This window comes from Pseudomonas sp. E1MeOHC2, assembly GCF_058745025.1.
The window spans coordinates 2,276,825-2,299,130 of sequence record NZ_CP196675.1; the positions used below are offsets into that span (position 1 = coordinate 2,276,825).

The 22,306-nt window shown below is 63.2% G+C and carries 22 protein-coding genes and 1 pseudogene; 16 read left to right on the top strand and 7 right to left on the bottom strand.

Features of this window, described 5'->3' with window-relative positions; all coding sequences use genetic code 11:
- Nucleotides 1-60: 60 nt before the first annotated feature.
- Nucleotides 61-741, bottom strand: coding sequence for a RadC family protein (radC, locus tag ACSSU5_RS10155; RefSeq protein WP_264311019.1), 681 nt, complete (start codon nt 739-741; stop codon nt 61-63).
- Nucleotides 742-868: 127 nt separating this feature from the next.
- Here radC and coaBC point away from each other — a divergent pair, with 127 nt between their 5' ends.
- From coaBC to argB, 4 genes and pseudogenes are all read left to right on the top strand, one after another.
- A complete protein-coding gene (gene coaBC, locus ACSSU5_RS10160; protein ID WP_027592161.1) occupies nt 869-2,080 on the top strand; it encodes a bifunctional phosphopantothenoylcysteine decarboxylase/phosphopantothenate--cysteine ligase CoaBC in 1,212 nt (403 codons plus the stop codon).
- A 5-nt stretch (nt 2,081-2,085) separates the two neighbouring features.
- Nucleotides 2,086-2,541 carry a dUTP diphosphatase gene (gene dut, locus ACSSU5_RS10165; protein WP_264311018.1) on the top strand — a complete coding sequence of 152 codons (456 nt, stop codon included), beginning with the start codon at nt 2,086-2,088 and terminating at the stop codon, nt 2,539-2,541.
- Between the two features lie 135 nt (nt 2,542-2,676).
- Nucleotides 2,677-4,050, top strand: a pseudogene (locus ACSSU5_RS10170) (phosphomannomutase/phosphoglucomutase); the annotation flags it as partial.
- 30 nt (nt 4,051-4,080) lie between these two features.
- Entirely contained in the window at nt 4,081-4,986 is a 906-nt protein-coding gene (argB, locus tag ACSSU5_RS10175) for an acetylglutamate kinase (RefSeq protein ID WP_027592158.1), read from the top strand.
- A gap of 179 nt (nt 4,987-5,165) precedes the next feature.
- Here argB and pyrE read toward each other — a convergent pair whose 3' ends face one another.
- Nucleotides 5,166-5,807 (bottom strand): orotate phosphoribosyltransferase, encoded by a 642-nt coding sequence (gene pyrE / locus ACSSU5_RS10180; protein WP_003253405.1) that lies wholly within the window; start codon nt 5,805-5,807, stop codon nt 5,166-5,168.
- Between the two features lie 80 nt (nt 5,808-5,887).
- Here pyrE and crc point away from each other — a divergent pair, with 80 nt between their 5' ends.
- Nucleotides 5,888-6,667, top strand: a complete 780-nt coding sequence (gene crc, locus ACSSU5_RS10185) for a catabolite repression control protein Crc (RefSeq protein ID WP_003253401.1) — start codon at nt 5,888-5,890, stop codon at nt 6,665-6,667.
- A gap of 60 nt (nt 6,668-6,727) precedes the next feature.
- Here the strand turns inward: crc and rph are convergent, their stop codons facing one another.
- Nucleotides 6,728-7,450 carry a ribonuclease PH gene (rph, locus tag ACSSU5_RS10190; protein ID WP_264311017.1) on the bottom strand — a complete coding sequence of 241 codons (723 nt, stop codon included), beginning with the start codon at nt 7,448-7,450 and terminating at the stop codon, nt 6,728-6,730.
- Between the two features lie 225 nt (nt 7,451-7,675).
- On the opposite strand from rph, the gene ACSSU5_RS10195 reads away from it, so the two are divergent.
- Together ACSSU5_RS10195 and gmk are read left to right on the top strand one after the other, a co-directional pair.
- The gene (locus tag ACSSU5_RS10195) at nt 7,676-8,539 is read left to right on the top strand and encodes a YicC/YloC family endoribonuclease (protein WP_264311016.1); all 864 of its coding nucleotides are present in this window, start codon (nt 7,676-7,678) and stop codon (nt 8,537-8,539) included.
- Nucleotides 8,540-8,552: 13 nt separating this feature from the next.
- Nucleotides 8,553-9,173 carry a guanylate kinase gene (gmk, locus tag ACSSU5_RS10200; RefSeq protein ID WP_492561101.1) on the top strand — a complete coding sequence of 207 codons (621 nt, stop codon included), beginning with the start codon at nt 8,553-8,555 and terminating at the stop codon, nt 9,171-9,173.
- Between the two features lie 135 nt (nt 9,174-9,308).
- Here gmk and ACSSU5_RS10205 read toward each other — a convergent pair whose 3' ends face one another.
- The 3 genes from ACSSU5_RS10205 to ACSSU5_RS10215 form a co-directional block, all read right to left on the bottom strand.
- A complete protein-coding gene (locus ACSSU5_RS10205) occupies nt 9,309-10,850 on the bottom strand; it encodes an APC family permease (RefSeq protein ID WP_492561102.1) in 1,542 nt (513 codons plus the stop codon).
- A gap of 113 nt (nt 10,851-10,963) precedes the next feature.
- Complete coding sequence (locus tag ACSSU5_RS10210; protein WP_264311013.1) at nt 10,964-11,737, bottom strand: gamma-glutamyl-gamma-aminobutyrate hydrolase family protein; 774 nt, start codon at nt 11,735-11,737, stop codon at nt 10,964-10,966.
- Nucleotides 11,738-11,741: 4 nt separating this feature from the next.
- A complete protein-coding gene (locus ACSSU5_RS10215) occupies nt 11,742-13,124 on the bottom strand; it encodes a glutamine synthetase family protein (RefSeq protein WP_264311012.1) in 1,383 nt (460 codons plus the stop codon).
- A gap of 205 nt (nt 13,125-13,329) precedes the next feature.
- On the opposite strand from ACSSU5_RS10215, the gene ACSSU5_RS10220 reads away from it, so the two are divergent.
- The 5 genes from ACSSU5_RS10220 to ACSSU5_RS10240 all read left to right on the top strand — a co-directional run bounded on the left by ACSSU5_RS10220 (nt 13,330) and on the right by ACSSU5_RS10240 (nt 17,999).
- The gene (locus ACSSU5_RS10220) at nt 13,330-14,202 is read left to right on the top strand and encodes a LysR family transcriptional regulator (protein ID WP_264311011.1); all 873 of its coding nucleotides are present in this window, start codon (nt 13,330-13,332) and stop codon (nt 14,200-14,202) included.
- 179 nt (nt 14,203-14,381) lie between these two features.
- Nucleotides 14,382-14,645 carry a DNA-directed RNA polymerase subunit omega gene (rpoZ, locus tag ACSSU5_RS10225; RefSeq protein WP_012312123.1) on the top strand — a complete coding sequence of 88 codons (264 nt, stop codon included), beginning with the start codon at nt 14,382-14,384 and terminating at the stop codon, nt 14,643-14,645.
- 59 nt (nt 14,646-14,704) lie between these two features.
- The gene (gene spoT / locus ACSSU5_RS10230; protein ID WP_264311010.1) at nt 14,705-16,813 is read left to right on the top strand and encodes a bifunctional GTP diphosphokinase/guanosine-3',5'-bis pyrophosphate 3'-pyrophosphohydrolase; all 2,109 of its coding nucleotides are present in this window, start codon (nt 14,705-14,707) and stop codon (nt 16,811-16,813) included.
- A 23-nt stretch (nt 16,814-16,836) separates the two neighbouring features.
- Nucleotides 16,837-17,217 carry a RidA family protein gene (locus ACSSU5_RS10235; protein WP_033702322.1) on the top strand — a complete coding sequence of 127 codons (381 nt, stop codon included), beginning with the start codon at nt 16,837-16,839 and terminating at the stop codon, nt 17,215-17,217.
- Nucleotides 17,218-17,273: 56 nt separating this feature from the next.
- The gene (locus ACSSU5_RS10240) at nt 17,274-17,999 is read left to right on the top strand and encodes a hypothetical protein (protein ID WP_492561103.1); all 726 of its coding nucleotides are present in this window, start codon (nt 17,274-17,276) and stop codon (nt 17,997-17,999) included.
- Nucleotides 18,000-18,083: 84 nt separating this feature from the next.
- Here the strand turns inward: ACSSU5_RS10240 and ACSSU5_RS10245 are convergent, their stop codons facing one another.
- Nucleotides 18,084-18,941, bottom strand: coding sequence for an SDR family oxidoreductase (locus tag ACSSU5_RS10245; RefSeq protein ID WP_264311008.1), 858 nt, complete (start codon nt 18,939-18,941; stop codon nt 18,084-18,086).
- A gap of 192 nt (nt 18,942-19,133) precedes the next feature.
- Here ACSSU5_RS10245 and exbB point away from each other — a divergent pair, with 192 nt between their 5' ends.
- From exbB to ACSSU5_RS10265, 4 genes are all read left to right on the top strand, one after another.
- Nucleotides 19,134-20,123: a tonB-system energizer ExbB gene (gene exbB, locus ACSSU5_RS10250; RefSeq protein ID WP_492561104.1), complete on the top strand. Its 990-nt coding sequence runs from the start codon at nt 19,134-19,136 to the stop codon at nt 20,121-20,123.
- A 3-nt stretch (nt 20,124-20,126) separates the two neighbouring features.
- Nucleotides 20,127-20,555 (top strand): TonB system transport protein ExbD, encoded by a 429-nt coding sequence (gene exbD, locus ACSSU5_RS10255; RefSeq protein ID WP_264311006.1) that lies wholly within the window; start codon nt 20,127-20,129, stop codon nt 20,553-20,555.
- Nucleotides 20,552-21,283: an energy transducer TonB gene (locus ACSSU5_RS10260; protein WP_264311005.1), complete on the top strand. Its 732-nt coding sequence runs from the start codon at nt 20,552-20,554 to the stop codon at nt 21,281-21,283. The genes exbD and ACSSU5_RS10260 overlap by 4 nt, the downstream gene beginning before the upstream one ends.
- Before the next feature lie 94 nt (nt 21,284-21,377).
- Nucleotides 21,378-22,304, top strand: a complete 927-nt coding sequence (locus tag ACSSU5_RS10265) for a hydrogen peroxide-inducible genes activator (RefSeq protein ID WP_264311004.1) — start codon at nt 21,378-21,380, stop codon at nt 22,302-22,304.
- The last annotated feature ends 2 nt before the right edge of the window (nt 22,305-22,306 follow it).

Here is a 22,306-nt window from a genome sequence, read left to right on the forward strand (position 1 = left end):
AGTGATACACATGTGGGAGCGGGCTTGCCCGCGAAGAGGCCGGCCCAGGCACTGCAAAACCTAGGCAACGATCCACCCCTCCTCCACCATCGACAACGGCTCCCCATCACCCACGATGATGTGGTCGAGCACCCGCACATCGATCAGCCCTAGCGCATGCTTGAGCGCCAGCGTCATGTGCACATCGTCCTGGCTTGGCTCGCTGATACCCGACGGGTGGTTATGGCACAGGATCAACGCCGCCGCGTTATGCAGCAAGGCACGGCGCACCACCTCCCGCGGGTAGATACTGGCCCGGTCGATCGTCCCCCTGAACAGGATCTCGAACGCCAGCGGCCGGTGCTTGGTATCCAGAAACAGGCAACCAAATACTTCACTGGCCTCATGGCGCAGCATGGCCTTGAGGTACCTGCGAACGGCCGCTGGGTTATCCATGGCGGAATCACGCTCAATGCAGGTTGCAAGGTTCCTGCGCCCGATTTCCAATAATGCCTGCAATTGGCTGTACTTCACCGGCCCAAGCCCAAGCTCCCCCACAAAGGCCTCCCTGTCGGCTTCCAGCAGTTGGCGCAACCCGCCGAACTTCACCAGCAACCCTCGCGCCAGCTCTACGACATTGCGACCGCGCACGCCAGACCCGAGAAACACGGCCAGCAACTCAGCATCTGAAAGGCTGCTCGCCCCCCGCAACAACAACTTCTCCCTCGGCCGCTCTTCAGCCGGCCATTCCCTGATACTCATCCCCACTCCTTGGTCCTGCTGCGGCACGTTTGGGCCCTGTGTTAATCTATTTCGCCTCGTACATGCGACGTTCTGCCGCAGGCAGTTCTTGTCGCCGCCCGCTTTCACTGGAAAAAGGCAAAAGCCTATGCAGCGGCTGTATCACAAACGCATCGTTCTCGGCGTCGGTGGCGGCATTGCCGCCTACAAAAGCGCCGAGCTGATCCGCCGACTCCTGGAGCACGGCGCGCAGGTGCGCGTCGTCATGACCCGTGGCGGTGCAGAATTCATCACCCCGCTGACCCTGCAGGCGCTGTCCGGCCACCCGGTGCACATGGACCTGCTCGACCCCGCCGCCGAAGCGGCCATGGGCCATATCGAGCTGGCCAAGTGGGCCGACCTGGTGCTCATCGCCCCTGCCACTGCCGACCTCATGGCGCGCATGGCCCAAGGCATGGCCGACGACCTGCTGACCACCCTGATTCTGGCCACCGACGCCACCGTTGCCGTGGCCCCGGCCATGAACCAGGCGATGTGGCGCGACCCGGCTACCCAGGCCAACCTCGACCTGCTCAAGAGCCGCGGCATTCAGGTCTTCGGCCCGGCGTCCGGCAGCCAGGCCTGTGGCGACGTTGGCCTTGGCCGCATGCTCGAAGCCACCGACCTGGCCTGGTGCGCTGCCGAAAGCTTCAAGCGCCAGACGCTGACCGGCAAGCACGTGCTGATTACCGCCGGCCCGACCCAGGAAAACATCGACCCGGTGCGCTACATCACCAATCATAGCTCTGGGAAGATGGGCTTCGCCCTGGCCGAAGCGGCCGCCGAAGCCGGTGCTCGGGTGACCCTCGTCACCGGCCCGGTGCACCTGCCCACGCCCGACCGGGTCAACCGGATCGACGTGGTCAGCGCGCGTGACATGCTCGCGGCCTGTGAAGCGGCCATGCCCTGCGACCTGTTCATTGCCTCGGCAGCGGTCGCGGACTACCGCCCAGAGGTCGTCGCCACGCAAAAACTCAAGAAAGATCCTACGACCGGCGACGGCATGCTGCTGCAGATGGTGCGCAATCCCGATATCCTTGCGACCATTGCTGGCCGTGGCGACCGCCCGTTCAGTGTCGGCTTCGCCGCCGAGACCGAACACCTGCTCGATTACGCCACACGCAAGCTCAAGGACAAGAACCTCGACCTGATCGTCGCCAATGATGTGGCCAACCCCAGCATCGGCTTCAACAGCGAAGAGAACGCCCTGACCGTGATCGACCGCCAGCAGCACCAGACCCTCTTTGCGCAGACCAGCAAGGGCAAGATTGCCCGGCAACTGGTCGCCTTCATCGCCGAACGGCTCAACCAGGTTCAATAAGTTACATGCACGCTCTTCAAGCCAAGATCCTCGACCCACGCCTGGGCACCGAATTCCCCCTGCCGCAGTACGCCACCCCTGGCTCCGCCGGGCTGGACCTGCGCGCCCTGCTCAAGGAGGACACCGTCCTTGAGCCGGGCCAGACCCTGCTGATCCCCACCGGTCTGTCGATCTACATCGGCGACCCGGGCCTGGCGGCCATGATCCTGCCGCGCTCGGGCCTGGGCCATAAGCACGGCATCGTGCTGGGCAACCTGGTCGGCCTGATCGACTCGGACTACCAGGGCGAGCTGATGGTGTCGTGCTGGAACCGCGGCAACACCCCGTTCACCATCGCCATTGGCGAGCGCATCGCCCAGTTGGTGCTGGTGCCGGTGGTACAGGCGCATTTCGACATCGTCGAAACCTTTGATGAAAGCCAGCGTGGCACTGGCGGTTTCGGCCACTCAGGCAGCCACTGAGCCGACAGCTGACCGTTCAGGCCAAGGATGGCGAACTCTCTGGCGAAACCACCGTCCAAGCGTTCAGTTTGCGCCTGCCCAGACAGCCTTTGACTAATGGAGCTTCCAGAGATGAACGAAATGGCCCAGCTGGTCCCCGCACTGCCGGACAGCATTTTCCGCGCTTATGACATCCGCGGCGTGGTCGGCAAGACCCTCCATGCCGAAACCGCCTACTGGATCGGCCGCGCCATCGGCGCCCAGACCCTCGCCCAGGGCGAGCCACAGATCTCCGTGGGCCGCGATGGCCGCCTGTCCGGCCCGATGCTGGTCGAGCAGCTGATCAAAGGCCTGGCCGACGCGGGCTGCCAGGTGAGCGACGTGGGCCTGGTGCCGACCCCGGCGCTGTATTACGCCGCCAACGTGCTGGCCGGCAAGTCGGGGGTGATGCTCACCGGCAGCCACAACCCGTCGGACTACAACGGTTTCAAGATCGTCATTGCTGGCGACACCCTGGCCAACGAACAGATCCAGGCCCTGCTAACCCGCCTCAAGACCAATGACCTGACCCGTGGCGAAGGCCGAGTGGAAAAGGTCGAGATCCTCGAGCGCTACTTCCAGCAGATCACCCGTGACGTGAAGCTTGCGAAAAAGCTCAAGGTCGTGGTGGATTGCGGCAACGGCGCTGCCGGCGTCATCGCCCCGCAGTTGATCGAAGCCCTCGGCTGCGAGGTCATCCCGCTGTTCTGCGAGGTGGATGGCAACTTCCCCAACCACCACCCGGACCCGGGCAAGCCGGAAAACCTCGAAGACCTGATCGCCAAGGTCAAGCAAACCGGTGCCGACATCGGCCTGGCCTTCGATGGCGACGGCGACCGTGTAGGTGTGGTGAGCAACACCGGCACCATCGTCTACCCCGACCGCCTGTTGATGCTGTTTGCCCAGGACGTGCTGTCGCGTAATCCGGGCGCCGAGATCATCTTCGACGTCAAATGCACCCGTCGCCTGACCCCGCTGATCGAACAGCACGGCGGCCGAGCCTTGATGTGGAAGACCGGCCATTCGTTGATCAAGAAGAAGATGAAGCAGACCGGCTCCTTGCTGGCCGGCGAGATGAGCGGGCACATCTTCATCAAGGAACGCTGGTACGGTTTCGATGACGGCATCTACAGTGCCGCGCGCCTGCTGGAGATCCTCAGCAAGGCCGACCAGGACGCCGAAAGCTTGTTCGCGGCGTTCCCGAACGATATTTCCACGCCGGAAATCAATATTGATGTGACCGACGAGGGTAAATTCAGCATCATTGATGCACTGCAACGCGACGCCGACTGGGGCGCAGCCAACCTGACCACCATCGACGGTGTGCGGGTCGACTACACCCACGGCTGGGGCCTGGTACGCGCCTCCAACACCACCCCGGTGCTGGTGCTGCGCTTCGAGGCCGACAGCGACGCCGAATTGCAACGTATCAAGGATGTTTTCCGCGCCCAGTTGCTGCGGGTTGCCCCTGAGCTGCAACTGCCGTTCTGACCGACTATCTGTTCCTTACAGGAGCCCTGCATGACCCTCGATCGCGATGCCGCTTCCCATGTAGCCGAAGTTTTGTCCGAAGCACTGCCTTACATCCGCCGCTTTGTCGGCAAGACACTGGTGATCAAGTACGGCGGCAACGCGATGGAGAGCGAGGAGCTCAAGACCGGCTTCGCCCGTGACATCGTGCTGATGAAGGCGGTGGGCATCAACCCGGTGGTGGTCCACGGTGGTGGCCCGCAGATCGGCGACCTGCTCAAGCGCCTGTCGATCGAAAGCCACTTCATCGACGGCATGCGCGTCACCGACTCGGCGACCATGGATGTGGTGGAGATGGTCCTCGGTGGCCAGGTCAACAAGGACATCGTCAACCTGATCAACCGCCACGGCGGCAGCGCCATCGGCCTGACCGGCAAGGATGCGGAACTGATCCGCGCCAAGAAGCTGACCGTCAGCCGCCAGACGCCGGAGATGACCACCCCGGAAATCATCGACATCGGCCACGTTGGCGAGGTCGTGAGCGTGAACACCGACCTGTTGAACATGCTGGTCAAGGGTGACTTCATCCCGGTCATCGCGCCGATCGGCGTGGGTGCCAACGGTGAGTCGTACAACATCAACGCCGACCTGGTGGCGGGCAAGGTAGCCGAGGCCCTGAAAGCCGAGAAGCTGATGTTGCTGACCAACATCGCTGGCCTGATGGACAAGCAAGGCCAGGTCCTGACCGGCCTGACCACCGAGCAAGTCAACGAACTGATCGCCGACGGCACCATCTACGGCGGCATGCTGCCGAAGATCAAGTGCGCGCTGGATGCGGTCCAGGGTGGCGTGAACAGCTCGCACATCATCGATGGCCGCGTGCCGAATGCGGTGCTGCTGGAGATCTTCACCGACAGCGGTGTGGGTACCCTGATCACCAACCGCAAGCCGCGCTGAGTGATTAGTTAGCCTGTTCCGGCCTCTTCGCGGGCAAGCCCGCTCCCACAGGTGCAGCGCCAGACTTGAAGTTGGCGCAGAACCTGTGGGAGCGGGCTTGCCCGCGAAGAGGCCAGGACAGGCGACACAAAAAAGGCGACCTTCATCCGAAGGTCGCCTTTTTTAATACCGGGCCGAGATCAAATCCCGTACTGCGCCCGATACGCCTCAACGGCCGGCAGATGCTGCTTGAGCTGCGGATCATCCGCCAAAAACTCCAGCACTTGGGTCAGCGAAACGATGCTGACCACCGGAATACCGAAGTCACGCTCCACTTCCTGGATCGCCGACAGCTCGCCATTGCCGCGCTCTTCGCGGTTCAGCGCGATCAGCACGCCAGCGGCCTTGGCCTGCTGGGCATTGATGATCTGCATGACCTCGCGGATGGCAGTGCCGGCCGTGATCACGTCGTCGATGATCAGCACGTCACCGGCCAAAGGCGCACCGACCAGGCTGCCACCTTCGCCGTGATCCTTGGCTTCTTTACGGTTGAAGCACCACGGCACGTCGAGCTGATGCTGATCGGCCAGGGCCACGGCGGTGGTCGCCGCCAGGGGGATACCCTTGTAGGCCGGGCCGAACAGCACGTCGAAGGGGATCTTGCTGTCGACGATGGCCGCCGCGTAGCAACGCCCCAGCTCTGCTAGGGCGGAACCTGTGTTGAACAGGCCGGCATTGAAGAAGTACGGGCTGGTACGCCCCGATTTCAGGGTGAATTCACCGAAGCGCAGAACGCCGCGATCGATGGCAAAACGGATAAAGTCGCGCTGATACGGCTGCATGGAAAGTCCCGGACACCACGGATTTAGCTAAATGGGTTGAGCTCGGGTATCATACACGCACGAGATTTTTGGGGCCATTTATGCGGATCATCAGTGTGAACGTAAATGGCATTCAGGCTGCGGCCGAGCGTGGATTGCTCAGCTGGTTACAAGCCCAGAATGCCGACGTCATCTGCCTTCAGGATACCCGCGCCTCGGCCTTTGAACTCGACGACCCAGCTTTCCAGCTCGATGGCTATTTCCTTTATGCCTGCGACGCGGAGGTACCCGCCCAAGGTGGCGTGGCACTGTACTCGCGCATGCAGCCCAAGGCAGTCATCACCGGCCTGGGCTTCGAGACAGCCGACCGCTACGGGCGTTATCTGCAAGCAGATTTCGACAAAGTCAGTATTGCCAGCCTGCTGCTGCCTTCGGGCATGAACGGCGACGAAGACTTGAACCAGAAATTCAAGTTGATGGACGATTTCGCCAAGTACCTGGACAAGCAGCGCCGCAAGCGCCGCGAATACATCTATTGCGGCTCGTTCTACGTGGCGCAGCAGAAGCTCGACATCAAGAACTGGCGCGACAGCCAGCAATCGCCTGGCTTCCTGGCGCCGGAACGCGCCTGGATGGATGCGATCACCGGCGAGATGGGCTACGTGGATGCCCTGCGCGAAGTCAGCCGTGAAGGCGACCAGTACAGCTGGTGGCCGGACAACGAACAGGCCGAGATGCTCAACCTGGGCTACCGGTTCGACTACCAGATCCTCACCCCAGGCCTGCGCCGCTTCGTGCGTAACGCTCGCCTGCCGCGTCAGCCGCGCTTCTCGCAGCATGCGCCGCTGATCGTGGACTATGACTGGACGTTGACCATCTGAGTGTCATCCAGATACGAAAAAGCCGACATTGATGTCGGCTTTTTCGTATCTACAGAAACGTCAGTCGGCCAGCGCGGCCTGCTGCAGTTCGAAGATCTCGTTCATGCCCTTCTGCGCCACAGCGAGCATGGCACTCAAGTCTTCAGGCTGGAACGGCGCGCCTTCGGCGGTGCCCTGCACCTCGATGAAACCACCGGCGCTGGTCATGACCACGTTCAGGTCGGTCTCGGCGGCGGAGTCTTCCAGGTAGTCCAGGTCAAGCACTGCCTCGCCCTGATACATGCCCACGGAAACCGCAGCGATCATGTGCTTGAGCGGGTTGCCGGCCTTGAGGCCGCCACGCTTCTTGATCACGGCCAGCGCGTCACACAGCGCGACCATCGCACCGGTGATCGACGCGGTACGGGTACCACCGTCGGCCTGGATCACATCGCAGTCGATGTACAGGGTGATGTCACCCAGCTTGCTCATGTCCAGCGCGGCGCGCAGCGAGCGGCCGATCAGGCGCTGGATTTCCAGGGTGCGACCACCCTGCTTGCCACGGCTGGCTTCGCGCTGGTTACGCTCGCCGGTGGAGCGCGGCAGCATGCCGTACTCGGCCGTCAGCCAGCCTTGGCCCTGGCCTTTGAGGAAGCGCGGCACGCCGTTTTCAACGCTGACCGTGCAGATGACCTTGGTGTCACCGAACTCGACCAGTACCGACCCTTCGGCGTGCTTGGTGTAGTTGCGGGTGATGCGGATCGAGCGGAGCTGATCGGCGGCGCGACCACTTGGACGTTTCATCTGGGATACCTGTACTGGGACTTGAATCTGCCGAGCATTATAGAGCTCGCGGCCTCGGGAGGACATGCCTATTGTCGCGCCCCTGACAGCCTGTCGCCTTTTCCCACTGCTCATTTCGCGCTCTGTAACATGGCTGGATTGGGCGCCGAGGCGCCACTGCGCTACAATCCTGCGCCTTGCAGCCGAGAGGCTTCCCTGTTCATTCATCTACGCGAGGTACTCCCCATGGTGCACAGCATGACCGCTTTTGCTCGTGTCGAGCGCGCCGGCAGCCAAGGCACCCTGGTCTGGGAGCTGCGCTCGGTCAACCACCGCTACCTGGAGCCGCACCTGCGCCTGGCCGAGGCCCTGCGCGACCTGGAAGGCGCGGTACGTGAAGGCCTGCGCCAGGGGCTGTCGCGCGGCAAGGTCGAGTGCACCCTGCGCCTCAACGAAGACAGCACCGGCAAACCACTGAAAGTGGACCGTGAGCGCGCCGCACAGCTGGTCGCCGCCGCCGAAGAGGTGGCCGGCCTGATCAAGCAGCCGGCCCCGCTGAACCCCCTGGAAGTGCTGTCGTGGCCGGGCGTGCTGGTCGCCGATGCCAGCGACCCGCAGGCGCTGAACGCCGAGGCCTTGGCGCTGTTCGACGAAGCGCTGGCCGAGCTCAAGGCCGGGCGCCTGCGTGAAGGCCAGGAGCTGGCCCGGCTGATCAACGAGCGCCTGGACAACATGACCACCGAGGTCACCACGCTGCGCGCTCTGGTGCCGCAGATGCTGGCGGCCCAGCGGCAGAAAATCCTCGACCGCTTCGGCGACATGCAGGCCGAACTCGACCCGCAACGCCTGGAGCAGGAGATGGTGCTGCTGGCGCAAAAAAGCGACGTCGCCGAAGAGCTCGACCGCCTCGCCACCCACGTCACCGAAGTGCGCCGCGTGCTCAAGTCAGGCGGTGCCGCTGGCCGGCGCCTGGACTTCCTGATGCAGGAACTCAACCGCGAAGCGAACACCCTAGGCTCCAAGGCCTTCGACCCGCGCAGTACGCAAGCGGCGGTCAACCTCAAGGTATTGATCGAACAGATGCGTGAACAAGTACAGAACATCGAGTAAGGCCACCCCGACCATGAATCACAGCAGCGGCACCCTCTACATCGTTTCGGCACCCTCGGGTGCCGGCAAGACCAGCCTGGTCAACGCCCTGACCCAGGACGACACGCAAATCCGCGTTTCGGTCTCGCACACCACCCGCACCATGCGCCCGGGTGAGCAGCACGGGGTGAACTACCACTTCGTCGTGCACGAGGAGTTCAAGGCACTGATCCAGCAAGGCGACTTCCTGGAGCATGCCGAAGTGTTCGGCAACTTCTACGGCACCTCGCGTAGCGCACTGCAGCAGACCCTCGACCAAGGCTTCGACCTGATCCTGGAAATCGACTGGCAAGGTGCCCAGCAGGTGCGCAAACTGATGCCGCAGGCGTTGTCGGTGTTCATCCTGCCGCCAAGCCAGGAAGCGCTTCGTCAGCGCCTGGACGGCCGTGGGCAGGACAGCGAAGAGATCATCGCCGGGCGCATGAAGGAAGCGGTCAGCGAGATGGTGCACTACGACGAGTATGACTACCTGATCATCAATGATGATTTCGACGTGGCGCTGGAAGACTTGAAGGCGGTGTTCCGCTCGAATCGCCTGGTGCTGAAGAAGCAGCAACAGCGTCATGCGGCGTTGCTGAAGCAAATGATCGGCTGAAGATCGATGGGGCCTCTTCGAGGCCCCTTCGCGGTCAAGCCAGCTCCCACAAATACTGCGCCGACATTGACGGCAGCGGTGATCTTGTGGGAACGGGCTTGGCCCGCGAATGGGCTGCAGGGCAGCCCCTTCCAATTACTCCGCCAGCGGCAGGGTCGCCTGCTGACGCAGGGTAGCCCCCAGGAAGTACGCCGGCGCACGCATGCGCGACAGCAGCATCAGCCCGATGCCAAGCACCGAAATGATCGCGGCAATCACGAACACCAGCCCCAACCCGCCCACATGCGAGCCGCTGCCGAAGTCTGGCGAGGCGCTGTCGATGGCGGTACGCGCGAAGATCACCGACAAGATCGCCCCGCCTACCAGCGGGCACAGGCCGCGCATGACGAAGTGGCGCAGGCTGTCGAACAGGCTGTGGCGGAAATACCAGACGCAGGCAAACGCGGTCAGCGAGTAGTAGAAGCAGATCATCATGCCCAGCGCGGTGATGGTATCGGCCAGCACGTTCTCGCTCAGGGTACGCATGGTCACGTAGAACAGGCCTGCCGCCAGGCCGGCGCAGATGGTGGCGTAGCGCGGGGTTTGCGAACGCGGGCAGACGCTGGCGAACTTCTGCGGTACCGCACCGTAATAACCCATGGCCAACAGGGTGCGCGCCGGTGCCACGAAGGTCGACTGCAGCGACGCTGCGGTGCTGGCCAGCACGGCGATGGACATCAGGATCGCCAGCGGCCCCATGACCGGGCCGGCCAGGTGGGCAAAGACGTTCTCCTGGATGCGCGGGTTGTTCAGGCCCAGGCCCGTTTCACTGATACCGGCAAACTGCAGGGTGGCGATAGCGGTGAACAGGTACAGGCCAAGGATCAACATCACGGTCCAGGTGGCGGCCTTGCCGGGCACCTCTTCGCTGCCCACCGACTCTTCGCTCACAGTCAGGCACGTGTCCCAACCCCAGAAGATGAAGATCGACAGCGACAACCCCGCGGCAAAGGCCGAGAACGACTCGACACCGAACGGGTTGAACCAGGCAAAATCGAACTCCAGCGGTGGCGGCGCAGTGGTACCACCGAAGGCGGCGAAGGCAAAGCCGATCAGCACCAGCAACTGCAAGGCCACCAGGCCATACTGCACCGTCATGGTGGTGGCGATGCCGCGACAGCAGATCCACACCGCCAGGGCGATGAACACGCAACAGGTGGCGATGTTGATCACCAGGTTATCCGCCAAGGCCGCCAGGCCATGGTTACCGGTGATCTGGCCGAGGAACAGGTAGAAGAAATCGACCGCCACACCGGCCAGGTTCGACAGCACGATGGTGGTGGCGACCACCAGCCCCCAGCCCCCGATCCAGCCGATCATCGGGCCGAAGGCACGCGCCGACCAGGTGAACGAGGTGCCGCTGTCCGGCTCCGCCGAATTCAGCTCGCGATAGCCAAGGGCGACCAGCAGCATCGGCAGGAAGCCGACGATAAACACCGCAGGCAGGTGGGCACCGACCTCTCGCACGGTAGGGCCAAGCGCGCCAGTCAGGGTATAGACCGGGGCGATGGTGGAAATGCCCAGCACCACGCTGGCCAGCAAACCCAGGCGGCCTTTGGCCAAGCCCTTGCTGCGCTGGGTGTTGTCCGCGTCGGCCGCCACATCGGGTGGGCGGCCGGCTTCTGTGTAATCGCTCATGAGTATTTGCCGTAAATTTTGGAATTGTTTTCGCGGGCCTTGCGTACAAGGCCCGCTTTCACTCATTGAAAGCTTGCAACAGGGGGTGCGTCATCCGAGACTTTCGGGTGACGTCAGAATGCCTTCTGGCGCGTACCCTCCCGTGCAGCATGGGCAATACAGGCCTCACGGAATGCCTGGAAAAGGCGCCGGGAGACCGGGTTTTCGGCGAAACGCCATTCTGGGTGCCACTGCACGCCAAGCACGAAGCCCGGCGCATCCGGCATCGACACCGCTTCGATCAGGCCATCCGGGGCCCGTGCTTCGACGCGCAGCCCAGGGGCCAGGCGATCGATGCCCTGGCTGTGCAACGAGTTGACCTCGAATTGCGCAGCCAGGCCCAGGCGCTCGAACAACCCGCCAGGCTCGATGCCGACAGGGTGGCGAGGGCCGTATTGCACCTCCAGGGGTGCGTCCTCAGGTTCGCGGTGGTCAAGGTAGCCAGGCAGCTCCTGCACACGCTGGTGCAAGGTGCCGCCAAGGGCCACATTCAATTCCTGAAACCCACGGCAGATGCACAACACCGGCACACCGGCGGCAATGGCCGCCTGCAGCAGCGGCAGGGTCAGGCGATCGCGCGCGCGATCATGCCGGGTACCCTCCGTGCTGGGGGCGCCATTGTAATGATGCGGTTCGATATTTGAAGGCGAGCCGGTAAAAAGAATGCCGTCGAGCTGGGCCAGCAGCGCCGGGGTATCACTGCCCCCGTCTCGCGCCGGCAAAATCAGCGGCAGCCCGGCAAAGCCGGCCGCCTCGACATACTTGTCGCCCACCGTGTGCGACGAGTTCTTCCCCACCTGCTGGCGGCAGGCGCTGATACCGATCAAGGGGACCGCATTTGCGCTCATGGGCTTACACCGTGTGCAGGTACCAGTTGTACTCAAGGTCGGAGATCGACACTTCAAACTCGGCCAGCTCGCTTTCCTTGCAGGCGACGAAGATATCGATGTAGTCCGGGCTGATGTATTGATTGAGCACTTCGCTGTCATCCAGCGCGCGCAGGGCGTCACGCAGGTTGTTCGGCAGGCTCTGTTCCAGCTGCTCGTACGAGTTGCCTTCAATGGGCTCACCCGGCTCGACCTTGCTGGTAAGGCCGTGGTGAATGCCCGCGAGAATGGCCGCGAGCATCAGGTACGGGTTGGCGTCGGCGCCGGCCACACGGTGCTCGATGCGCACGTTTTCGCTGCTGTCGGTCGGCACGCGAACCGCCACGGTACGGTTGTCCAGGCCCCAGCTCGGCGCATTGGGGACGTAGAACTGCGCACCGAAGCGGCGGTAGGAGTTGATGTTCGGGCACAGGAAGGCCATCGACGCTGGCATGGTCTCCAGCACGCCACCGATGGCGTGGCGCAGCGCGTCGCTTTGCAGCGGGTCGCTATTGGCGAAGATGTTCTTGCCAGTTTTCTTGTCCAACAGCGAGATGTGCACATGAAGGCCATTGCCCGCCTGGCCCGGGTAGGGCTTGGCCATGAACGTGGTGTCCATTTCATGGTCGTAGGCGACGTTCTTGACCAAGCGCTTGAGCAAGATCGCGTAGTCGCAGGCCTTCAGCGGGTCGGCAACGTGGTGCAGGTTGACCTCGAACTGCGCCGGGGCACTTTCTTTGACGATGGCATCGGCTGGCAGGCCCTGCTCCTTGGCCGCTTCGAGCATGTCCTGCAGGCAGTCGGCGTATTCGTCGAGGTCGTCGATCAGGTACACCTGGGTCGACTGCGGGCGCTTGCCAGAAATGGGCGAACGCGGCGGTTGCGGGCGGCCGTTGAGGTTGTCCTGGTCGATCAGGTAGAACTCGAGCTCGAATGCGGCGCAGATATCCAGGCCCAGGTCGTCGAACTTGCTCACCACCTGGCGCAGCACTTCGCGCGGGTCGGCGAAGAAGGGCTGGCCTTCGATCTCATGCATGGTCATCAGCAGCTGAGCGGTGGGGCGTTTTTGCCACGGCTCGTTGCACAGCGTGCCGGGGATTGGGTAGCAGATGCGGTCGGCATCGCCGATGTCCAGGCCCAGGCCGGTACTCTCGACGGTCGAGCCGTTGATGTCGAGGGCAAACAGTGACGCCGGCAGGTTGATGCCTTTCTCGTACACCTTGTGCAGGCTGGCCCGCTCGATGCGCTTGCCGCGTACCACGCCGTTCATGTCGGAGATCAGCAGATCGACATACTGCGTATCCGGATGGGCCTGGAGGAAGTCATTCATCTCGCTGGAAGAACTGGCGCACGGGGTGACCGACGTCATGGTGTACATCCTTTGATGTGCTGCGGCGATGTGGGGATACGGCTGGCGCCTCACGGGCGACGATGGTTGCAGCTGTTGTTTTTTTCACTTTCCCATCGTGGGGATTGGTTGCCCGACCGGGCGCATTGATTCCCAGGGGCGGTTCCACTATAAAATGGCCTCAACGCAACAGACATTGGCATTTCGGCAAGCAGAGCGTGCACCAATGCAATATCAGATTACCCACGCCGACCTCTCCCTGGTCCTGGCCCTGGAACGTGGCCGCTCGCTGGCGAAGGCTGCCGAATTGCTCAAGGTCGACGTTTCGACGGTGTTCCGTTCGATCCGTCGTCTCGAATCCGCGCTGGGCACCGCGCTGTTCGTCAAAAGCCGCAAGGGCTACCTGCCCACCGACACCGCCCAGGCCCTGGCGGAGCAGGCCGAGCGCGCCGAGCAGGCCCTGGAGGCCGCGCGCATCGCCATGACCAGCGGCGAACAGGTGGTCAGCGGCACGGTGCGGCTGACCTGTACCGAGGCCGTGATGCACAGCCTGCTGCTGCCGGCGCTGGCCGACTTCATGCCCAATTACCCGGCCTTGTCGCTGGAAATGGGCACCTCCAACACTTTCGCCAACCTCAGCCGGCGCGATGCCGACATCGCCCTGCGCCTGACCAACACGCCACCGGAGCACCTGGTGGGGCGTTGCCTGGGCTCGACCTCCTATGTGATCTGTGGCCAGCCGCAGTGGCGTGAACGGCTGGACGAGGCTGCCGGCAGCGTGCCGTGGATTGCCCCGGACGATTCAATGCAGGACCACCCCACCGTGGTCTGGCGCAACCAGCAGTACCCCGGGCTGAGCCCGCGCTACCAATGCAGCGGCATGTCGACCATCGCGCAACTGGTCAGCACCGGGCTGGGCGTGGCGGCGCTGCCCGATTACATGGTGCATGCCTTGCCCGGCGTTGATGCGCTGAGCGGCCCGCTGCCCGGTTGCGATACCCAGCTGTGGCTGCTGACCCGGCCAGATTGCCGGGCGTTGCGCTCGGTGCAGACATTGTTCGAGGAACTGACCCCACGGTTGCGCGACGCGATGTTGTGAGATACAAGAGGAGGGTGTCTGTTGCGGCCCTTTCGCGAGCAACCCCGCCCCCACAGGGAGCGGCCTGATCCGCGCGCGGCAAAACAGCGCTTCCCTATTGGCTGGTGATTTTTTAAACTATCGAGTCCGCCTGCCCATATTGGGCTGCACGCCCACCGCAATTGCTACTGAGGAAGACCATGGCCCGCGTAACTGTTGAAGACTGCCTGGAACACGTGGATAACCGCTTTGAGCTGGTCATGCTCTCGACCAAGCGCGCCCGTCAGCTGGCGACCGGCGGCAAAGAGCCACGCGTAGCGTGGGAAAACGACAAGCCGACCGTTGTTGCCCTGCGTGAAATCGCCGAAGGCATCGTCACCAACGAGTTCATCGCCGCTGAAGAGATCGTCACCGAGGATCCGGTCTTCGCCGCGTTCGAGGACGAGTCCAACGAGGCTGTCTGATTGATGCCAGGTCGACGTCGCGCGGCACAAGGCCCTCTTCCTCTGCAAGAGGTGAACCCATGCCGGGTATAGAAGCCTTAGCCGAACGGCTGTCGACCTACCTGGGCCCCGAACAGGTCAACCTGGTTCGCCGCGCCTATTTCTACGCCGAACAGGCCCACGATGGGCAGCGCCGCCGCAGCGGCGAGCCCTACGTGACCCACCCGCTGGCCGTGGCCAGCATCCTCGCCGACATGCACATGGACCATCAGAGCCTGATGGCGGCCATGCTGCACGATGTGATCGAAGACACCGGCATCGCCAAGGAAGCCCTCAGCCAGCAATTTGGCGAGACGGTCGCCGAACTGGTCGATGGGGTCAGCAAGCTGACCCAGATGAACTTCGAGACCAAGGCCGAGGCGCAGGCCGAGAACTTCCAGAAGATGGCCATGGCCATGGCCCGCGATATCCGCGTGATCCTGGTCAAGCTGGCCGACCGCCTGCACAACATGCGCACGCTGGAAGTGCTGTCTGGCGAAAAACGCCGGCGCATCGCCAAGGAAACCCTCGAAATCTACGCACCCATCGCCAACCGGCTGGGCATGCACACTGTGCGCGTCGAATTCGAAGACCTTGGCTTCAAGGCCATGCACCCGATGCGCTCGTCGCTGATTCACCGGGCGGTCAAGAGCGCCCGCGGCAACCGCAAAGAGATCGTCGCCAAGATCGAGCACTCGCTGGCCAACTGCCTGGCTGCCGATGGTATCGAGGGCGAGGTCAGCGGCCGGCAGAAACACCTCTATGGCATCTACAAGAAGATGCGCGGCAAGCGCCGTGCCTTCAACGAAATCATGGACGTGTACGCCTTCCGCATCATCGTCGACAAGGTCGACACCTGCTACCGCGTGCTCGGCGCCGTGCACAACCTGTACAAGCCACTGCCCGGTCGCTTCAAGGATTACATCGCGATCCCCAAGGCCAACGGCTACCAGTCGTTGCACACCACGCTGTTCGGCATGCACGGCGTGCCCATCGAAATCCAGATCCGCACCCGCGAAATGGAAGAGATGGCCAACAACGGCATCGCCGCGCACTGGCTGTACAAGTCCAACGACGACGAACAGCCAAAAGGCAGCCACGCGCGTGCCCGCCAGTGGGTCAAGGGCATCCTCGAACTGCAGCAGCGTGCAGGCAACTCGCTGGAATTCATCGAGAGCGTGAAGATCGACCTGTTCCCGGACGAGGTCTACGTGTTCACGCCCAAGGGCCGGATCATGGAGCTGCCCAAAGGCTCCACGGCCGTCGACTTCGCCTACGCGGTGCACACCGACGTGGGCAACAGCTGCATCGCCTGCCGCATTAACCGCCGCCTGGCGCCGCTGTCCGAGCCGCTGCAAAGCGGCTCGACGGTCGAAATCGTCAGTGCGCCGGGCGCCCGGCCAAACCCGGCCTGGCTCAACTTCGTGGTCACCGGCAAGGCGCGCACGCACATCCGCCACGCGCTCAAGCAGCAGCGCCGTTCCGAGTCCATCAGCCTCGGCGAGCGCCTGCTGAACAAGGTACTGACCGGTTTCGACAGCAGCCTCGAAAAAATCCCCCAGGAGCGCATTCAGGCAATTCTCGCCGAGTACCGCCTGGAGCTGATCGAAGACCTGCTCGAAGACATCGGCCTGGGCAACCGCATGGCCTATGTGGTCGCCCGTCGCCTGCTGTCAGCCGAAGGTGAGCAACTGCCGGCGCCGGAAGGCCCGCTGGCGATCCGCGGCACCGAAGGCCTGGTGCTCAGCTACGCCAAGTGCTGCACCCCGATCCCCGGCGACCCGATCGTCGGCCACCTGTCGGCGGGCAAGGGCATGGTCGTGCACCTGGAGAACTGCCGCAACATCAGCGAAATTCGCCACAACCCGGAGAAGTGCGTGCAGCTCTCCTGGGCCAAGGACATCGCCGGCGAATTCAATGTCGAGCTGCGCGTCGAGCTGGAACACCAGCGCGGCCTGATCGCGCTGCTGGCCAGCAGCGTCAATGCCGCCGACGGCAACATCGAGAAGATCAGCATGGACGAACGCGACGGCCGTATCAGCGTGGTCCAACTGGTGGTCAGCGTGCACGACCGTGTGCACCTGGCGCGTGTGATCAAGAAGCTGCGTACCTTGACCGGTGTGGTCCGCATCACCCGCATGCGTACGTAGTCCGCCAACCGCAAGGAGTCATCATGAGCAAGTCCGTCATCACCAGCGACAAGGCCCCTGCCGCCATCGGCACCTACTCCCAGGCCATCAAGGCCGGCAACACCGTTTACATGTCGGGCCAGATCCCACTGGACCCCAAGACCATGGAGCTGGTCGAAGGCTTCGAGGCCCAGACCGTGCAGGTCTTCGAGAACCTCAAGGCCGTGGCTGAAGCCGCTGGTGGCTCGTTCAAGGACATCGTCAAGCTGAACATCTTCCTCACCGACCTGAGCCACTTCGCCAAGGTCAACGAGGTCATGGGCCGCTACTTCGAACAGCCTTACCCAGCACGCGCCGCCATCGGCGTTGCCGCGCTGCCGAAAGGCTCCCAGGTCGAAATGGACGCGATCCTGGTCATCGAGTGATGCCCCCGGTGGCGGGCGCTCTGCCCGCCACCTTCTCTCCCCCAAGGTTACCCACCATGCGTCAAGCACTGCCCCTCGCGCTGGCAGCCCTGCTTTTGAGCGGTTGCGCCAGCCATAAACCCGAAGACTTCAACGGCACCTGGATCAACCAGGACGCCATCAAAGCCGCCGTCAAGGGTGGCAGCCTGCGTCAGGCATTGACTGAACACGGCCCTGTTTTCGAATGGAAACTCGATGTGGCCCACCAGCAGGCCAGCTTCAGCAATGGCTTCGAGGCTGCCGATGGCCAGTTGAGCGCCAACGAGAAGGACTGGCAGGCCAGCTTCCAGGACGGCCAGACCGAGCAGCTGGCGCTGGATGGCGACGAGCTGAAAACCACCACCCAGTCTGGGGTCCAGCAAACCTTCGTGCGCGTCAAGCAACCCGGCAGTTCGCCCCTGGGCGGTAGCTTCGAGAAGGCGCTGTATCAAGCCTACCTGGGCGGTGACTGGAAAATCATCGACGGCCAAGGCAAAGGCACCGCCGTACGCTTCAGCGACACCGGCAACGTCAGCGGCCTGCCTGGCCCGGACCGTTTTGCCCTGTGCCTGGCGGGCGATTGCGCGACCATGGGCGGCAGCAACGACAGCCTGTGGCTGGAGCGCAAACAGCGCGGCGCGCCGTTTATCATCAAGCGTGATGGCGACAAGCTGGAGATTTTCCAGGCCGTAAACCGCGCGCAGCCGGATGAGATGCCGGTATTGGCTGCCGGTGCACGGCAATGGGTGCTGGAGAAAGACTAAAAGCTATTCGCGGCCTGTAGGAGCGGCCTTGCGGCCCTTTCGCGACGCAAGGCCGCTCCTACAAGGGCCGCGAAAGCCAGCCCGTCAGCTTTTCCCTTTCAGAATCGCTGCATACCCTTCTTTGTAACTTGGGTACTCTGGCACCCAGCCCAACGCCCGCGCGCGGGCATTGCTGCAGCGCTTGCTGCCCGTACGCCGTACCCGCTGCTCATCCGACCATTCGGTAACGCCCAGATAACCGCGCAACCAGGCCACCACGTCGGCCAGCGGCGCCGGGTCGTCATCGACACCTATATAGCAATCGTCCAGCTTCACGCCGTCGGCATCGGCCTGCAGCAGATAAGCCAGCAGGCTTGCGGCATCCTCGGCATGAATCCGGTTGCCATACAGCGGCGGCTCCTCGGCCACACGATAGCCCTGGCGCACCTGGCTCAGTAGCCACTCTCGGCCCGGCCCGTAGATGCCGGTCAAACGCACCACGCTTGCCGGGATACCACTGGCCAGGGCCAAGCGCTCGGCGTCGAGCATTACCCGGCCGGAATACCCTTCAGGCTCAGTGGCCGCCGTCTCATCGATCCACTCACCTTCTTTTTGCGCAAACACGCTGCTGCTGGACACGAACAGCAGGCGCCGCGGGTGCTGGCCACGCTCACCCAGCCAGGCCAGCACATGCCGCAGGCCCTCGACATAAGCCGCCTGATACCCCGCCTCGTCGTGCTGGCTGGCCGCCACGCAATACACCAGGTAATCCGGCGCACGCTGCGGCCACGCCGCTGGAATAGCGGCTTCGGACAGGTCGGCAGCCACCGGCGCAACGCCCTCGGGCAGTTGCTCGATCGAGCGGCGCAGGCCGCTCACATGCCAGCCACGGGCGAGCAATTGCCGGGCAAGACGGCCGCCTACATCACCACAACCTACGACCATTACTGAAAGGTCTGACATCTCAAAACTCCCTAGACCAGTTGATCAGACCAGCCACGCTACACGATGGGCGGCTAGACCCTAGGCGAAAAAAGCAACAAGATTACTTTTGTTAACAAGAATTACTTGCAATAATGGCGCCCCTATCTGTTCTCGGCCTATCTCGAGGCCTTGAAGAACGTTCACTCTTTTTCTTCATCAGGTCCGGCCAGCATGACACGTACTCAACCCTCCGCTTCGCCAACCCCGTCGCGCGCCTGGCGCGCCATCGCTGCGCTGATGTTCAGCCTGGTGCTGGCCCCAGTGGCCATGGCCGATGAGCCTACCGCCAACGCCAGCACCCCTGCTGCCGCTGCTGCCCCGGCCACACCCGTCGCCAGCCCGGCCCCAGTCGCCGATGGCTCGGCACCTGTTGCCGCCGCGCCAGCCGCAGCTCCAGTCGATGCGCCTGTCGCCGTAGACCCAGGCGTCGAAGCACTGGTCGAGGATACTACCCTGGGCATGGCCCACGACCTGTCGCCATGGGGCATGTACAAGAACGCCGACATCGTGGTGAAGATCGTCATGATCGGCCTGGCCATCGCCTCGATCATCACCTGGACCATCTGGATCGCCAAAGGCTTCGAGCTGCTGGGCGCCAAGCGACGTCTGCGCGGCGAGATCGCACAACTGAAGAAGTCCGCCAGCCTCAAAGAAGCCAGCGATGTCTCCAACAAGGAAGGCACCCTGGCCCACACCTTGGTCCACGATGCCCTCGAAGAGATGCGCCTGTCGGCCAATGCGCGTGAAAAAGAAGGCATCAAGGAACGCGTCGCCTTCCGCCTGGAGCGTCTGGTCGCCGCCAGCGGTCGCAACATGAGCAACGGTACCGGCGTACTCGCCACCATCGGCTCCACCGCACCCTTCGTCGGCTTGTTCGGCACCGTGTGGGGCATCATGAACAGCTTCATCGGCATCGCCAAAACCCAGACCACCAACCTGGCAGTGGTTGCCCCAGGCATCGCCGAAGCTCTGCTGGCAACAGCCTTGGGCCTGGTTGCCGCAATCCCGGCCGTGGTCATCTATAACGTCTTCGCCCGCTCCATTGCTGGCTACAAGGCGCAGGTGTCCGACGCCTCCGCCCAGGTCCTGCTGCTGGTCAGCCGTGATCTGGACCACCAAGGCAGCGAGCGCGCCGCCCCGCACATGGTGAAAGTGGGGTAAGCCATGGGCCTGCATCTCAACGAAGGTGGCGACGACCTCGCCGAAAACCACGAAATCAACGTTACGCCGTTTATCGACGTGATGCTGGTACTGCTGATCATCTTCATGGTGGCTGCTCCCTTGGCAACGGTCGACATCAAGGTCGACCTGCCAGCCTCGACTGCCAAACCGGCACCGAGGCCCGAGAAACCCGTGTTCGTCAGCGTCAAGGCCGACCAGAAGCTGTATGTCGGTGACGATCAGGTGCCTGCGCCCGACCAGCTTGGCCCGATGCTCGACGCCAAGACCAAGGGCGACAAGGAAACCACCATCTTCTTCCAGGCCGACAAGGGCGTGGATTACGGTGACCTGATGGAAGTGATGAACACCATGCGCGCGGCCGGCTACCTCAAAGTCGGTCTGGTAGGTCTCGAGACGGCAGCCAAGAAATGACGAAGACGCGGCACAATCTGGCGCGTTACAGCGGCAGCCTGGCACTTGTGCTGGGTGTCCATGCCGTCGCTGTGCTGCTCACGCTCAATTGGTCGGTGCCTCAGGCCATCGAGCTGCCACCGGCAGCCATGGTGGTCGAGCTGGCACCGCTGCCGGAGCCTGCGCCACCACCTCCTCCAAAAGCCGTCCCACAGCCGCCGGCACCGGTCGAAGAACTGCCGTTGCCCAAGCTGGTGGAAGCCCCTAAACCCAAGATCGCCATCGCCAAGCCGCCCAAGCCGAAGGCCAAGCCCCAGCCGCCCAAGCCTGAGAAAAAGCCTGAGCCGCCGAAGGACGCGCCGCCGACCGAGAGCGTGGTAGACGCACCGCCAAGCAACACGCCGCCGCAGAAGTCCGCGGCACCGGCACCGAGCATCGCGTCCAACAGCAACGCCCTGCCGACCTGGCAGAGTGACCTGCTGCGCCACCTGGCCAAGTACAAGCGTTATCCGGAAGACGCACGTCGTCGCGGCCTGCAGGGCATCAACCGCCTGCGTTTCGTGGTCGATGCCGAAGGCAAGGTGGTGTCGTACGCCATGGCAGGGGGTTCGGGTAGCGCAGCACTGGACCGTGCGACTCTGGAAATGATCCGTCGGGCCGGCACGGTACCCAAGCCGCCACCGGAGTTGCTGAACAACGGCACGATCGAAGTCGTGGCGCCGTTCGTCTACTCCCTGGACCGCCGCTGAGACTTTTGTTTCTGTCACACATCGGCAAGTCTGATAACGTGCGTCTATCAATTGCAGCCGCTATGCTGGGCTCGCAACTTCATGGACGCACGTTATGACCCTCACAGAATTACGCTACATCGTCACACTCGCCCAGGAACAGCATTTCGGCCATGCGGCCGAGCGTTGCCACGTGAGCCAGCCGACCCTGTCGGTCGGTGTGAAGAAGCTCGAGGACGAGCTTGGCGTGCTGATCTTCGAGCGCAGCAAGAGCGCGGTGCGCCTGACCCCGGTCGGCGAAAGCATCGTTGCCCAGGCACAAAAGGTACTGGAACAAGCCCAGGGTATCCGCGAGCTGGCCCAGGCCGGCAAGAACCAGCTGACCGCCCCGCTCAAGGTCGGTGCCATCTATACCGTCGGCCCTTATCTGTTCCCGCACCTGATCCCGCAGCTGCACCGCGTGGCGCCGCAGATGCCGCTGTACATCGAAGAGAACTTCACCCACGTACTGCGCGAAAAACTGCGCAACGGCGAACTCGACGCAGTGATCATCGCCCTGCCGTTCAACGAAGCCGACGTGCTGACCCTGCCGCTGTACGATGAGCCATTCTGCGCCTTGATGCCCGCCGACCACCCGTGGACGGCAAAAAAGACCATCGACACCGCCATGCTCAACGACAAGAGCCTGCTGCTGCTCGGTGAAGGCCACTGTTTCCGCGACCAGGTGCTGGAAGCCTGCCCCACCCTGAACAAGGGCGGCGAAGGCTCCCGCCACACCACGGTGGAGTCCAGCTCCCTGGAGACCATCCGCCACATGGTTGCCTCGGGCCTGGGCGTTTCGATCCTGCCGCTGTCGGCGGTGCACAGCCACCACTACGCGCCAGGCGTCATCGAAGTGCGCCCGCTGACCGCGCCGGCACCGTTCCGCACCGTGGCCATTGCCTGGCGTGCCAGTTTCCCGCGGCCCAAGGCCATCGAGATCCTCGCCGACTCGATCCGCCTCTGCTCGGTCGCCAAACCCCCTGTGGAACAGCCGGCCTGAGT

Excerpts from the sequence above, each read along its gene's own strand:
- ACSSU5_RS10220 (WP_264311011.1), top strand. The coding sequence starts at position 13,330 with ATGCAATATCAGATTACCCACGCCGACCTCTCCCTGGTCCTGGCCCTG.
- rpoZ (WP_012312123.1), top strand. The coding sequence starts at position 14,382 with ATGGCCCGCGTAACTGTTGAAGACTGCCTGGAACACGTGGATAACCGC.
- dut (WP_264311018.1), top strand. The coding sequence starts at position 2,086 with ATGCACGCTCTTCAAGCCAAGATCCTCGACCCACGCCTGGGCACCGAA.
- exbB (WP_492561104.1), top strand. The coding sequence starts at position 19,134 with ATGACACGTACTCAACCCTCCGCTTCGCCAACCCCGTCGCGCGCCTGG.
- ACSSU5_RS10245 (WP_264311008.1), bottom strand. The coding sequence starts at position 18,941 with ATGTCAGACCTTTCAGTAATGGTCGTAGGTTGTGGTGATGTAGGCGGC.
- ACSSU5_RS10265 (WP_264311004.1), top strand. The coding sequence starts at position 21,378 with ATGACCCTCACAGAATTACGCTACATCGTCACACTCGCCCAGGAACAG.
- ACSSU5_RS10210 (WP_264311013.1), bottom strand. The coding sequence starts at position 11,737 with ATGAGCGCAAATGCGGTCCCCTTGATCGGTATCAGCGCCTGCCGCCAG.
- exbD (WP_264311006.1), top strand. The coding sequence starts at position 20,127 with ATGGGCCTGCATCTCAACGAAGGTGGCGACGACCTCGCCGAAAACCAC.
- ACSSU5_RS10235 (WP_033702322.1), top strand. The coding sequence starts at position 16,837 with ATGAGCAAGTCCGTCATCACCAGCGACAAGGCCCCTGCCGCCATCGGC.
- argB (WP_027592158.1), top strand. The coding sequence starts at position 4,081 with ATGACCCTCGATCGCGATGCCGCTTCCCATGTAGCCGAAGTTTTGTCC.
- radC (WP_264311019.1), bottom strand. The coding sequence starts at position 741 with ATGAGTATCAGGGAATGGCCGGCTGAAGAGCGGCCGAGGGAGAAGTTG.
- ACSSU5_RS10195 (WP_264311016.1), top strand. The coding sequence starts at position 7,676 with ATGGTGCACAGCATGACCGCTTTTGCTCGTGTCGAGCGCGCCGGCAGC.
- ACSSU5_RS10240 (WP_492561103.1), top strand. The coding sequence starts at position 17,274 with ATGCGTCAAGCACTGCCCCTCGCGCTGGCAGCCCTGCTTTTGAGCGGT.
- ACSSU5_RS10205 (WP_492561102.1), bottom strand. The coding sequence starts at position 10,850 with ATGAGCGATTACACAGAAGCCGGCCGCCCACCCGATGTGGCGGCCGAC.
- rph (WP_264311017.1), bottom strand. The coding sequence starts at position 7,450 with ATGAAACGTCCAAGTGGTCGCGCCGCCGATCAGCTCCGCTCGATCCGC.
- spoT (WP_264311010.1), top strand. The coding sequence starts at position 14,705 with ATGCCGGGTATAGAAGCCTTAGCCGAACGGCTGTCGACCTACCTGGGC.
- coaBC (WP_027592161.1), top strand. The coding sequence starts at position 869 with ATGCAGCGGCTGTATCACAAACGCATCGTTCTCGGCGTCGGTGGCGGC.
- gmk (WP_492561101.1), top strand. The coding sequence starts at position 8,553 with ATGAATCACAGCAGCGGCACCCTCTACATCGTTTCGGCACCCTCGGGT.
- crc (WP_003253401.1), top strand. The coding sequence starts at position 5,888 with ATGCGGATCATCAGTGTGAACGTAAATGGCATTCAGGCTGCGGCCGAG.
- ACSSU5_RS10215 (WP_264311012.1), bottom strand. The coding sequence starts at position 13,124 with ATGACGTCGGTCACCCCGTGCGCCAGTTCTTCCAGCGAGATGAATGAC.
- ACSSU5_RS10260 (WP_264311005.1), top strand. The coding sequence starts at position 20,552 with ATGACGAAGACGCGGCACAATCTGGCGCGTTACAGCGGCAGCCTGGCA.
- pyrE (WP_003253405.1), bottom strand. The coding sequence starts at position 5,807 with ATGCAGCCGTATCAGCGCGACTTTATCCGTTTTGCCATCGATCGCGGC.